This is a genomic window from Cryobacterium sp. GrIS_2_6, assembly GCF_035984545.1.
Classification (GTDB): domain Bacteria; phylum Actinomycetota; class Actinomycetes; order Actinomycetales; family Microbacteriaceae; genus Cryobacterium.
In genome coordinates this window covers 293,185-306,031 of record NZ_JAXCHP010000001.1, presented here as the reverse complement: position 1 = coordinate 306,031, position 12,847 = coordinate 293,185, and the positions used below count along the sequence as shown (strand labels likewise).

Here is a 12,847-nt window from a genome sequence, read left to right as displayed (position 1 = left end):
CCCTTATCCAGGAGCCCGACGAGACCGCGGAGACCGCTTCGGATCTCCCCAGAACCCGTCGCCCCGGATTCGTCTACTACCTGAGTTACGGCGTCATGGCGCCGATCGCCCGGATCATCTTCCGGCCCGTCATCACGGGAACCGAGAACATCCCCCGCTCCGGCCGTGTCATCATCGCGAGCAACCATCTCTCCTTCATCGACAGCATGGTCATCCCGCTCGTGACGCCGCGTCGTGTGCAGTACCTCGCGAAGTCGACGTACTTCACCGGGACGGGAATCAAGGGCTATCTCACCCGCACCTGGTTCGAGTCGATCGGTGCTGTCGGGATCGAACGCGGCGCGGGCCAGGCCGCACAAGACGCGCTCGACGCGGGCCGCAGCATCCTCGAATCGGACAGCGCCTTCGCCATCTATCCAGAGGGCACCCGTTCCCTCGACGGACGGCTCTACAAGGGACGCACCGGCGTCGCCTGGCTCGCACTCACGACGGGTGCCGTCGTCGTGCCGGTCGGCCTGATCGGCACCCAGGAGATCCAGCCCGTCGGCACCCGGGTCCCACGGGTGCGGAAGATCACCGTGAACTTCGGCGAGCCGATCGACGTGAGCCGCCACGGACCCGCGACCTCAGGCAGGGCCAGGCGCCAGGCCACCGACGAGATCATGGCCGCGATCCACCAGCTCTCCGGCCAGGAGCTCGCCGGGCGGTACAACGAATCACCCCGCCCCGGGCTGCACGGGCTCGCAGACAAGGTCTTCCCGCGAGAGCGCGTCTAGCCGGGTTCAGCCGCCACCGGCGCGCGGAAACACCGGGGAAATCGTCGCAAACTAAGCTGGACCCATGTCTGCTTCGTACTCGGTCCCCCAAAAACGTAAACTCGTCACCGCCCTGCCGGGCCCCAAGTCCATTGAACTGCAGGAACGCCGGGTCAACTCGGTGTCCCGTGGAGCCGGCACGCTTGTCAACATCTACATGGACCACGGAGCCGGCGCGATCCTCGTCGACGTCGACGGCAACCAGATCATCGACATGGGCTGCGGCATCGGAGTCACCACGATCGGGCACGCGAACGCTGAGGTCGCGGAGGCCGCTGCCGCGCAGGCGGCGAAGCTGACCCACACCCTCTTCACCGTCACTCCGTACGAGAACTACGTCGCCGTCGCCGAGAAGCTCGCCGAGATCACCCCCGGTGACTTCCCGAAGAAGTCGATCCTGGTCAACACCGGTGCCGAGGCCGTCGAGAACGCGGTCAAGATCGCCCGCAAGTTCACCGGGCGCCGCGCCATCGTCGCGCTCGACCATGCCTTCCACGGCCGCACCAACCTGACCATGACGATGACGTACCGGCCCTGGCCGGAACGCGCCGGCATGGGCCCGTTCCCCGGCGAGATCTACAGCGTCCCGACGAGCTACCCGTACCGTGACGGCCTGACCGGCGAGGAAGCCGCCGAGAAGACGATCGACTACATCACGACCCACATCGGCGCCACCGAGATCGCGGCGTTCTTCGTCGAACCGATCCAGGGCGATGGCGGCATCGTCATCCCCGCCCCCGGCTACTTCAAGCGGATCAGCGAGTTCTGCACCGAGAACGGCATCGTCTTCGTCTCCGACGAGATCCAGGCCGGCATCGCCCGCACCGGCGTCTGGTACGCGATCGAGCACCACGGCGTCGTCCCTGACCTCGTCACCACGGCAAAGGGCATCGCGGGCGGCTTCCCGCTTGCGGCCGTCACCGGTCGCGCCGACATCATGGATGCCGTCCAGCCCGGCGGCATCGGCGGAACCTTCGGCGGCAACCCGGTTTCGACCGCGGCAGCGCTCAAGGTGCTCGAGATCATCGAACGCGACGACCTGCTCGGCGAAGCAAAGCGCGTCGAGAAGGCCCTCTGGGCCCGCATCGGCGACTGGGCCGAGAAGTTCTCCGTCGTCGGCGAGGTGCGCGGCAAGGGCGCCATGTTCGGCGTCGAGCTCGTGCACCCCGGAACGACCACGCCGTACCCCGAGGCGCTCACCGCGATCCTCAAGCACGCGACCTCGCACGGCGTGATCGTGCTCGATGCAGGCAGCTGGGACTCCGTGCTGCGGATCATGCCGTCCGTCGTCATCTCCGAGGAACTCATCGACGACGCGGCATCCGTCATCGAGGAAACCCTCCGCGCCCTCTCCGGAGTGTGAACCTCGCCCGTTCCCTGGCCCGAGGGTCAGGGAACGGCGACGGTTTCGGGTTCGTGGCGCACCGGGAAGTTCACGGAGGCCGCGATGAAGCACTCGCGGGCCGCCTCGGCGTGCAGCGAGTGCGCCAGCTCCACCTGGCCGCGATCGGCCACGGTGACCCGCGGACGCAGCGTCGCCTCGGTGAAGTGACCGCCGCCATCCCTCGTCTGCACCATCGTGCCGGTTGCGTCGTCGGTGTAGCCGACCACGACGACACCGTTCCGCGCGGCCACGTGCAGGTAGGACAGCATGTGGCACTGGCTCAGCGCCGCGAGCAGCAGTTCCTCGGGGTTCCAGCGGTCAGCATCACCGTGGAACGTTCGGTCAGATGACCCCTCGAGCGGGTGCTTGCCCTCCGCCGAGACGACATGGTCGCGACCGTACGCCCGGTAGTCGCTCGTTCCCGTACCGCGGTTGCCCGTCCAGGCCACCCGCACGTCGTAGTGGTGCTCGATTTTCATTCCCCGATTCTCTCAGGGCGCTACCCCAACCGGGAAACGACACTGGGTAAACTGGACGCATCATGACTGACACGCTGACGCCCTCGACCCCAACGCCCACTGCTCCCTCGGTCACGCAGGAGCGACGCATCGTCACGGCCGTCCCGGGCCCGCGTTCGGTCGAACTGCAGAAGCGCCGCCTCGCGACGGTGTCCGGCGGCGTCGGCTCCGCCCTCCCTGTGTACATTGTGAAGGCCCACGGGGCCATCGTCGTCGACGTCGACGGCAACCAGTTCATCGACCTCGGCGCCGGCATCGGCGTCACGACGATCGGCCACACCGAGGCGAGCGTGGTCGCTGCTGCCGTCGGGCAGGCAGAGGACTTCATCCATACCCTCTTCACAGTCACGCCGTACGAGGAATACGTGCGCGTCTGCGAGCTCCTCGCCGAGCACACCCCTGGCGATTTCGCCAAGAAGTCGGTGCTGATCAACTCGGGCGCCGAGGCCGTGGAGAACGGCGTGAAGATCGCCCGCAAGTTCACCGGCCGCCGTGCCGTCGCCGTGCTCGACCACGCGTACCACGGCCGCACCGTGCTCACGATGGCGATGAACTACAAGGCGATGCCGTATGCGACCGGCTACGGCCCGCTCGCGAGCGACGTCTACCACGTGCCGAGCTCCTACCCCTATCATGACGGCCTCAGCGGGGCGGATGCCGCGGCACGCACGATCGCCTACCTCGACAAGGTCATCGGCGCGTCCGACATGGCCTGCCTCGTCGTCGAACCGATCCAGGGCGAAGGCGGCTTCATGGTCGCCGCCGAGGGGTACTTCACCGCCCTGCAGGACTGGTGCACCGCCAACGGCGTCGTCATGATCGCCGACGAGATCCAGAGCGGCATGGCCCGCACGGGCGCCTACTACGCGAGCGAGCACTTCGGCTGGGTCCCCGACCTCGTGCTCACGGCCAAGGGCATCGCCGGCGGCTTCCCCCTCGCGGCGGTCACGGGCCGCGCCGAGATCATGGACGCTTCCCAGACCGGCGGCCTCGGCGGCACCTTCGGCGGCAATCCGGTGTCCTGCGCAGCCGCGATCGCCGTGTTCGAGGCCATCGAAGCGAACAACCTCCTCGCGGAGGGACAGCGGATCGAGAAGACCCTTCGTGCGGGCCTCGGGAAGCTGCAGGACAAGTACGACATCATCGGGGACATCCGTGGTCGTGGCGCGATGATCGCGATCGAGCTCGTGCAGCCGGGCACCGGGGCGACGACCAAGGTCGCCAACGCCGCCGCCGTCAACTCGATCGCCGCATACGCCGCCCAGCACGGCGTCCTGCTGCTGACAGCAGGCACCTACGGCAACGTGCTCCGCTTCCTGCCGAGCCTCGCCGTCACCGACGTCCTGCTCCTCGATGCCCTCTCGATCATCGACGACGCGATCGCCGCGCTCTAGTGTCGTTCGCGGACACAATCGGGCACACCCAGCTCCCGCACCCCGTGCAGACCTTCGCCGTGACGGATGCCGTCGAGCTCGCCGTCGTCGAACGCAGCGGCTTCGTCGAATCGAGGCACGCCGGTTCCGCCGTCGTGCTGACGGGCGAGGGCGCCGTGCTGAGGTCCCTCGGCGACGTGACGAGCCCGGTCTTCCCACGCTCGTCGATGAAGCCGTTCCAGGCCGTCGCCGTGATGGCGAGCGGCGTCACCCTGCGCGGTGAGGACGCCGCGATCGCGACGGCGAGCCACACCGGCACCCAGCGGCACGCCGACCTCGTGCGCGGCCTGCTCTCCCGCGCCGGAATCCCGGAGACGGCGCTCGCCTGCCCGCCGGCATGGCCGATCGACCACGCGACCCGCGACGCGCTCGTTCGCCTCGGCGCCGGCCAGGCGCCCATCTACATGGAGTGCTCGGGCAAGCACGCGGCGATGCTCGTGGCGTGCGTGCAGAACGAGTGGCCGCTGACCGGGTATCTCGAGCCGGAGCATCCGCTGCAGAAGCGCATTCTCGACGTCGTCGAACGCTTCACCGGCGAACGCCCGGCCGCCTCGGGTGTCGACGGCTGCGGCGCGCCCGTTCACGCGCTCTCCCTCGCCGGGCTGGCGCGCGGCATCGGCCGGATCGCCTCGTCCAAGTCGAACTCGCCGTTCGCGATCTACCGCGAGGCCGGCTTCCTCTCCGAGGCAGTTCGCCAGAACGGCTGGGTCGTGGCGGGCCCCGGCAAGCCGGACACCCTCGTGATAGATCGGCTCGGCCTGTTCGTTAAGGGCGGCGCTGAGGGCATCATGGTCGCTGCCGCCCCGAACGGAACGACCGTCGCCCTCAAGATCCTGGACGGCAGCCTGCGCGCGGCGACGCTCGTCGCGCTCAACCTTCTCGCCGACGCCGGCGCGATCGCACACACGGATGTCGAGGCGCTGCTCCCCGACCTCGGCCTCGCCGTGTACGGCGGCGGCCACCCCGTCGGGCGGCTTCACGCGAGCTACCGCTAGTCGCCTCCCCCGCTACCCCTGCCGGGCGAGCCGTTTGGCCCGTGCCGCGGAGGATACCTGCGCGGTGACGACGACGACGAGCGCGAAGATGAAGACGGCGGATGCGATCACGTTCGCCTCGGCCGGGATGCCGCGGGCCGCTGAGATGTAGATGTACTTCGGGAAGGTCGTCACCGCGCCCGAGTTGAAGTTCGTGATGATGAAGTCGTCGAAGCTCAGCGCAAAGGACAACAGGGCGGCGGCGAAGATGCCGGGGACCAGCAGCGGGAGCGTCACCCTGAGGAAGACCTGGGTCGACGAGCCATAGAGGTCCCGCCCGGCCTCCTCGAGCGCGGGGTCGAGGCTCGCGACGCGGGCCTTGACGGTCACGACGACGAAGCTGATGCAGAACATCGTGTGCGCGAGGATGATCGTGGTCATGTCCTTGGCGACGCCGAGCGACAGGAACTGCGCGGCCAGTCCCGCGCCGAGCACGACCTCGGGGGTGGCCATCGGCAGGAACAGCAGGAGACTCGTCGCCGAGCGGAACCGGAACCGGTAGCGCACGATGGCGATCGCGATCATCGTGCCCATCACGGTCGCAAGCACGGTCGCGACAGAGCCGATCACGAGGCTGTTTCCGAACGCCTCGCAGACCGCGCCGTTCTGCACGGCGCACACGTTCAGCCACTTGTCGAAGGTGAACCCGCGCCAGGTGATGTTCGACTTCAGCGAATCGTTGAACGAGAAGACGAACGTGTAGGCGATCGGAACCATCAGGAACAGCAGGGCGAGGGCGGAGTAGACCGGAAGCAGCCATCTGCCGAGGGAGATTTTCACAGCAGTTCCTCCGTGCCCGCGCGCTTGACGTAGATTCCGACGATCACGAGAATCACGCTCATCAGGATGATCGAGAGCGCCGCGGCCACCGGGTAGTTCAACAGGACCAGGAAGTTGGCCTCGATCACGTTGCCGATCATCTGGCTGTCCGGCCCGCCCAGGAAGTCGCGACTCGCGTTGACATAGTCGCCGGCGGCGGGGATGAAGGTCAGCAGGGTGCCCGCAACGATCCCGGGCATCGACAACGGAATCGTCACCTTGCGGAACACCTCGAACGGGTGCGCGTACAGGTCGCTCGCCGCCTCGAGGTAGCGCAGGTCGAGCCGCTCGAGAGTCGTGTAGAGCGGGAGTGTCATGAACGGGATGAAATTGTAGGTCAACCCGAAGATGACGGCGATCGGGGTCCCGGTGAGGTGGGCATCCGGTGCCAGCAGGGAGACGGCCTTGAGGCTCGTCACGACGAAGGACTCGTCGGAGAGGATCTGCTTCCAGGCCAGGGTGCGCAGCAGGAAGCTGATGAAGAACGGGGCGATCACGAGCACGAGCATCAGGCTCTGCAGCAGCGGCCAGCGCCGCGCGGTCACACCGATGAAGTACGCGAGCGGGTAGCTGAACAGCAGGGCGAGCACCGTCGCGGCGAGGGCGAAGGCGAAGGACCGCACGATGTGCGGCCAGTAGTCGGTGACGACGTCGACGTAGTTCTGCCAGTTGAACGCGTAGTTGTACTGGCCGATGTCCCCGAATTCCGCGGGAGCCTGGAACGAGGTGATCAGGAGCGAGACGAGCGGTGTCAGGAAGAACAGAACGAGATAGAGGATGCCGGGCAACAGCAACAGGAGGGCGACCCGGCTGCGTCGCCGCGGGGCCGGGTCTGCCTGCGCAGTCGTGGTGGCGAAGGCCGCGAACGCCACTAGGCCTCCTCGAGCTCCGTGACGAGGGACTCGCGGCGCTGCGCCGCGATGCTCCGGGTGTCGGTGTCCGCGGCGAACCGGGGCCCGGCTCCCGGAACGGGTTCGTCTTCGAGGCCGAAGCCGTGCTCGACGTGCCAGTCCAGCCAGACCTCGTCGCCGACATCCGCCACCGGGCCGAAGGCCATGTTCTGGGCGAAGACGATCAGGGTGCCGATGTACGGCACGGCGACGAGGTACTGGGTGCTCACACCGCTGAACGACACGTCGATCACCCGGCCGGGACCCATGACGTTGCGGTCGGCGGCCTCGACGGGCGCCTTGCGGTGCAGCCACATCTTCTCCGGCCGGACGCCGATCGTGACCTCGCCGGCGTGGCGGTGCGCCCGGTCGGCGGGGACCAGCACCCGGTGCCCCGCGATGTCGACGGTGATCGAGGTGCTCGTGCTGCCGATGACGGGCCCGGTGAAGAGGTTCGACTGGCCGAGGAAGTTCGCGACGAACGCCGTCTTCGGCAGCTCGTAGAGCAGCTCGGGCGCGCCCATCTGTTCGATCCGGCCCTTGTTCATCACCGCGATGGTGTCGGCCATGGTCATGGCCTCCTCCTGGTCGTGGGTGACATGCAGGAAGGTGAGACCGACTTCCTCCTGGATGGTCTTGAGCTCAAGCTGCATCTGGCGGCGCAGCTTGAGGTCGAGAGCGCCGAGCGGTTCGTCGAGCAGCAGGAGTGCCGGCTTGTTCACGATCGCCCTGGCGAGGGCGACCCGCTGCTGCTGCCCGCCGGACAGCTGCTGGGGCTTGCGCGCGGCGAGGTGGTCGAGCTCGACGAGGCGGAGCGCCTCGTGCGCCTTGCCGACCGGGTCGGCGATCTTCCGGCGGCGGAGCCCGAAGGCGACGTTCTCGAGCACCGTCATGTGCGGGAAGAGCGCATAGCTCTGGAACACCGTGTTGACCGGGCGCTGGAAGGCCTTCTGCTGCGTGACATCAGCCCCGCCGATCAGGATGGTGCCGGCGGTCGGCTCCTCGAGGCCGGCGACGAGCCGGAGCGTCGTGGTCTTGCCACAGCCGGACGGGCCGAGCAGGGCGAAGAAGGAGCCGGCCGGGATCGAGAGATCGAGGTGTTCGATGGCGGTGAAGCCGGGGAAGCGCTTCTGGATTCCGACCAACTCGAGGTCGGCGCCCGCATCGGCGAAGGTGCCGGACGCCACCCTAGGCTCCCAGCAGGATCGACTGGAAGTCGGCGCCGTACTTCTGCTCCTCTGTCCCGTCGAGGGTGCGGAACACGTGCGCCTTCGCGAGGGTCGAGGCGTCAGGGAAGATCAGCTGGTTGTTCGCCAGCTCGGGGTCGATCGCCATCGCGGCATCCTTCGCGCCGGCGACGGGAGTGATGTAGTTCACGTACGCGGCGACCTCTGCGGCGACCTCTGGCTCGTAGTAGTAGTTGATCAGCTTTTCGACGTTCTTCTTGCGCGGGGATCCGATCGGCACGATGAAGTTGTCGTTCCAGAGCGTTCCGCCCTTCTCGGGTACGGCGAAGCCCCACTTGTCGCCGTTCTCGGCGTTGAGCTGCACGATGTCACCCGACCAGACGATGGCGGCGAGAGTGTCCTCGTTGACGAGGTCCTCCTTGTAGGCGTTGCCCTTGATATTGCGGACCTGGCCGTTGGCGACCTGCTTCTTGAACTCGTCGATCGCGGCGCCGAATTCGGAGTCACCCCACTTCCCGGAGATGTCGACGCCCTGGTCGAGCATGATCAGGCCCATCGTGTCGCGCATCTCCGAGAGGACGCCGATGCGGCCCTTGAGGCTCGGGTCCCACAGTTCGGAGACCGAGGTGAAGCCGTTGGGGAGCTTCTCCTTGTTCCAGGCGATCCCCGCGAATCCGCCCTGCCACGGCACGCTCATCGAGCGACCGGGGTCGAAGTCTACGTCCGTGAGGGACGGGACCAGGTTGCTGAGGTTGGGGATGTTCGCGTGATCGAGGCCCTGGGTGTAGCCGAAGCGGATCAGTCGGCCGACCATCCAGTCGGTGAGGCACGCGACATCGGCGCCGATGTCCTTGCCGAGAGCGAGTTGGTCCTTGACCTTGCCGTAGTAGGTGTTGTTGTCGTCGACGGCTTCCGTGTACGCGACCTTGATGCCGGTCTCTGCGGTGAACGCCTCGAGCGTGGGGTAGCTGCCTGCGTCGTTTACGTCGATGTAGAGCGCCCAGTTGTCCCAGCGGATGGTTTTGTCTGAATCGGAGACGTCGGCGGCCGCGGACGGCTTGGCGGCTCCGCCGGTGGAGCACGCCGCGAGGGCGAGGGCCGCGGCTCCGGCGCCGGCCCCCGCGAGCAGGGTGCGACGACCCAGGGTGGCCTGCTGGGCCTGGCGGACGAGCTGGCGGATCATCGGGTCGGCGGGCAACGGCCTCGGCATCATGTCTGGGGTCTCCTTGCGTTTCAGCGAGCGAACACCCACACGACGACGGGTGAGTTGCTAGATACTCGCACAGCGCGGGCCGTTAGTCACGGCTAAGTGACCAAATCATCGATTACGTAACGCACTTGTCACGAAATCAGCGGTCTTGGGGTCGTTTGGCACTCGAAAAGGGCGCTTGCGCTGGTCGGGTGGCGCCCGAGACCGGACCGGAATCACGCCGCCTCGAAGACCACCCGGGCGAGGGCGCCTTCGGGCGACAGGGACCAGAGATGACCGCGGCCGGGTGCCAGGGGTGGCGGAAGATCTCGCCTGCGGGTCAGCATGCGGTAGTCGGCGAGGGTGCAGCCGTCGAAGACGATGGGTGCGCGCACCCGAAGCGCGGCCAGGAGCGACCAGTTGGCCTGCCAGGTCTCGGGATCCCCGATGAAGACGGTCGCCGCGCCACGCCGGACCAGGACTGCCTCCGAGTTCGCGGGACCGGCACCGGCGGTCAGCTCCACAACGTCCGGGTGCGCGGCATCCGCTCGAAAGTGAGCGGCGGAGCGGGCCGGGGACCCGCTCACGTGGATGATCGATGTGCCCGCGGAGAGAACGAGTACGGTCGCGGTCGGGCGCACGTCAGGGCCGGGGACTGCGCGGTCCGGCCTACCGGCGACAGGGGATGCAGCTGTGTCCGGGACAAGAGATTGCGGAGCGAGCACCTGAATGCGCCGTCCACGCCAGTGTCCGCCGCCGGGAGGGAGGGTTGGATCGAACTGGGCTGCCTGTCCCCCGGCGGCGAGGTGTTCGGCGCGATCGGGCAGCCGAAGCAACAGGTGTTCCTGGCACAGCGCCGCCAGGTTCTGAAGCGGCCCGTTGACGCGTTGCGCCGTGATGACGACGCGCAGTCCGACCGGGAGTCCGTCGCGAAGCAGGCTCGCGAGGCATTCGAGCGCCGCCTGCCGGTGGTCGGGCTCCCAGCGGGCGCAGACCGAATCGAAATCGTCGAGGAGCAGGAGCCTCGAGCTGGCGCGGCGGGCCGGGCCTGCACCGGCCTGGTCGGTGCGAACCCGGCCCGCGCCTCCCCGGTCGATCCAGTCGCGCGCCTCGGTGAGGGCGTCCCAGACCGCTTCGACTTCGGGATTCGGCCAACCGACCCACGAGTGCGCGGCGCGTGCCTGGGACGCGAAAACGCTGAGCACCGAGGTCTTGCCGCTCCGTGCTCCCCCGAGGACGAACATGTTCCCGTCCCCGGGACCGTACCGGGCCACGCTGTACCGTTGCCGGTCCGGCTCGTCGACCAGTCCGACGCGGAATTCGTGTTCCACGGCCGGGGTTCGGTCCGGCGCATGTGCCTCCGACTCGGGCCTGTCGAGGTCCTGAAGCCCGTCGAGGTCGGCGAGGGCCACCCGAGGAGGGAGCGGATCGAGCCACGGTCGGCGAGGGTGCCGCGGCGGCACGACTCCTCCGTCCACGGTTGAGCCCGCGACCGCAGCCAGGGCCTCGATCTCCGCGCCCGAGGTGACGGCGACCTGGCAGGCCTCTGGGTCGCCGTCCCCCAGCGCGATCAGGCAGCGACCGGGAACGGCGGCGGCGATGGCGGCTGCGGCGTCCGTCCCCAGCACGGCCTGGCTGTCCGCCGCGTTGTTGACGCGCAGGGAGATCCGGAGGGTGCAGTTTGCGAGCAGGGCGTCCCGCACGACTCCGGCCGGGCGCTGCGTGCACAGCACGAGGTGCACGCCGAGCGAGCGTCCCCTGGCCGCAATGTCGACGAAGAGCGCGTGCAGTTCCGGAAACGACGCGAGCATGGTCGCGAACTCGTCGACGACGATCACGAGCCGCGGCAACGCGGGCCTCTTCGGCGACGCCGGCCCGTCGAGCGAACGCCATTCGGCGAGGTCCCTCGCACCCGCCGCGGCGAGCACCCGTTCGCGGTGACGAAGTTCTGCGCCGAGGCTCGCGAGGGCGCGCTCCGCCCGGCGCCCGTCGAGGTCGGTGACCAGCCCGACACAGTGCGGGAGAACAGCGAGCGGGCGAAACGCGGCGCCGCCCTTGAAGTCGATGAGCAGGAAGGTGACGTCGTCCGGCGGGCGATCCGCGGCGATCTGGCTGACCCAGCTGACCAGCAGTTCGCTCTTGCCGCTCCCGGTCGTGCCGCCGACAACGGCGTGCGGACCCTGGCCGACGAGGTCGAGCGTGACCGGCCCGTCGGCGCCGACACCGATCGCGCACGCGAGACCGTCCCAGTCCGCCGCCACCGCGGCGAGCGGATGCCCGGCGATCGCGGCCAGCTCGGCGCGCGTCACCCGGGCGGGCAGCGAACCATGCCCACCGAGAAGACCCGCCGTTGCAGCACGCTCTCGGAGCAGCCGGGCGAAGCCGATCGCCTGTTCCCTCGTGACGAACTCCGGCCGGAAGTCCGGGCGCTGGGACGACCCCCGACGAGACCCATGAACCGCGGAGCTCCCGGGGCTCTCTGGGTGCTCGGATTCCGCAAGGAAGAGCACCTCCGCCCGGGTTGCACTGTGAAGACGCACGACCGTCGCGCAGCCGGGCGGCACGTCGACGAGGTCCGTGGCCAGCAGCAACCACGGCACCCGCGGGTGTCCCTGTCGAGGTTCGACGGTGGGAGCGTGGTTGCCTTCGACCGGCATGTCGGTGAACCGAAGCAGGACGACCTTCCGGGCTGCCTCCGCGGGGCTTCTGCGGTCCGCGGGCCCAGCGGCCTCCGCGGGACCCGCGTCAGCCGCGACGCCTGCACGGGTCGTGTGCGGCAGGGCCCTGGTCCACGCCCAGTCGTCGTCCGGTCGGTCCGAAGCGACCGGTTCCAGGGCGAAACGGTCGGGTGTCAGGGCGAATGCAAGCTGCACGAGCAGCGCCCGGGCGAACGCGCGCACGAGGGCCGTGGGCCCGACGAGCGCGACGCCGCCAGAGGCATCCGCTGTGATGGGTGCATCCAGGAGCGTGGCGGCCCAGTCGCGCAGCTCCCGCTCCGAGCCGGTTCCCTCGAGACGGATACCGCTCGCCGTGCTACCCGATCCCAGAACCACGGATACTGCGCCTCCGGCCCGAGATCTCCAGCGGGATGCCCGGTCCGGCGTCTCGAGGAGCTGTGACGCGGACGGGGTCTCCTGCCGACGCCGTAGCCGCAGCTCTGTGTGGCGCTCGGTGACCGCGTTCCGTAGCTCGGCGAGAGCCGCGGAGTGCGCGGCGGCATCGCGGCGGCGGGTGCGGCGTGCGGCTCGGCGCCCATCGACCACGCTCGCCACGGCGATCACCGGGCCGAGCACCGCGAACAGCAGCACGAACGCCGAACCGGTCAGGAGCCAGATCACGCCGGCCGCCACGAGGGGCGCCAGGGAGGCGATCAAGGGGAACGCGGCGGGAGCGGGTTCCGTCGGGGACGCGGGCAGCGACAGCGGTTCGTCGGCGAGGAAGAAGTCGGTCACCCGGGTAGCAGAGCACCGGAACGGGATCAGGACAGGCGGCCGACCGCATCCGTGCGCCGGGGGCGGGATGGCCGGGGTGGTGAGGAGCGTCGAGGACAGGCCGAAGAGGCCGGACTGGCCGGACTG

10 protein-coding genes are annotated in these 12,847 nt (G+C 68.7%); 4 read left to right on the top strand and 6 right to left on the bottom strand.

Annotation, left to right across the window (positions count from 1 at the left end):
- Positions 1-95: 95 nt before the first annotated feature.
- Positions 96-776 carry a lysophospholipid acyltransferase family protein gene (locus RCH22_RS01380; RefSeq protein ID WP_327015427.1) on the top strand — a complete coding sequence of 227 codons (681 nt, stop codon included), beginning with the start codon at positions 96-98 and terminating at the stop codon, positions 774-776.
- A 64-nt stretch (positions 777-840) separates the two neighbouring features.
- Complete coding sequence (locus RCH22_RS01375; RefSeq protein WP_327012538.1) at positions 841-2,178, top strand: aminotransferase class III-fold pyridoxal phosphate-dependent enzyme; 1,338 nt, start codon at positions 841-843, stop codon at positions 2,176-2,178.
- A gap of 26 nt (positions 2,179-2,204) precedes the next feature.
- Here the strand turns inward: RCH22_RS01375 and RCH22_RS01370 are convergent, their stop codons facing one another.
- Positions 2,205-2,678, bottom strand: a complete 474-nt coding sequence (locus RCH22_RS01370; RefSeq protein ID WP_327012537.1) for an OsmC family protein — start codon at positions 2,676-2,678, stop codon at positions 2,205-2,207.
- A 62-nt stretch (positions 2,679-2,740) separates the two neighbouring features.
- Here RCH22_RS01370 and gabT point away from each other — a divergent pair, with 62 nt between their 5' ends.
- On the top strand, positions 2,741-4,111 hold the full coding sequence (gabT, locus tag RCH22_RS01365; RefSeq protein WP_327012536.1) for a 4-aminobutyrate--2-oxoglutarate transaminase: 1,371 nt from the start codon (positions 2,741-2,743) through the stop codon (positions 4,109-4,111).
- Entirely contained in the window at positions 4,111-5,145 is a 1,035-nt protein-coding gene (locus RCH22_RS01360; protein ID WP_327012535.1) for an asparaginase, read from the top strand. Before gabT ends, RCH22_RS01360 begins: the two co-directional genes overlap by 1 nt.
- Before the next feature lie 12 nt (positions 5,146-5,157).
- On the opposite strand, the gene RCH22_RS01355 is transcribed toward RCH22_RS01360, so the two are convergent.
- The 5 genes from RCH22_RS01355 to RCH22_RS01335 all read right to left on the bottom strand — a co-directional run bounded on the left by RCH22_RS01355 (position 5,158) and on the right by RCH22_RS01335 (position 12,721).
- Positions 5,158-5,964, bottom strand: coding sequence for an ABC transporter permease (locus tag RCH22_RS01355; RefSeq protein WP_327012534.1), 807 nt, complete (start codon positions 5,962-5,964; stop codon positions 5,158-5,160).
- Complete coding sequence (locus RCH22_RS01350; RefSeq protein ID WP_327012533.1) at positions 5,961-6,875, bottom strand: ABC transporter permease; 915 nt, start codon at positions 6,873-6,875, stop codon at positions 5,961-5,963. The genes RCH22_RS01355 and RCH22_RS01350 overlap by 4 nt, the downstream gene beginning before the upstream one ends.
- Positions 6,875-8,080: an ABC transporter ATP-binding protein gene (locus RCH22_RS01345; protein ID WP_327012532.1), complete on the bottom strand. Its 1,206-nt coding sequence runs from the start codon at positions 8,078-8,080 to the stop codon at positions 6,875-6,877. Before RCH22_RS01345 ends, RCH22_RS01350 begins: the two co-directional genes overlap by 1 nt.
- 1 nt (position 8,081) lies before the next feature.
- On the bottom strand, positions 8,082-9,293 hold the full coding sequence (locus RCH22_RS01340) for a spermidine/putrescine ABC transporter substrate-binding protein (RefSeq protein WP_327012531.1): 1,212 nt from the start codon (positions 9,291-9,293) through the stop codon (positions 8,082-8,084).
- 212 nt (positions 9,294-9,505) lie between these two features.
- Entirely contained in the window at positions 9,506-12,721 is a 3,216-nt protein-coding gene (locus RCH22_RS01335; RefSeq protein ID WP_327012530.1) for an FtsK/SpoIIIE domain-containing protein, read from the bottom strand.
- Between the last annotated feature and the right edge of the window lie 126 nt (positions 12,722-12,847).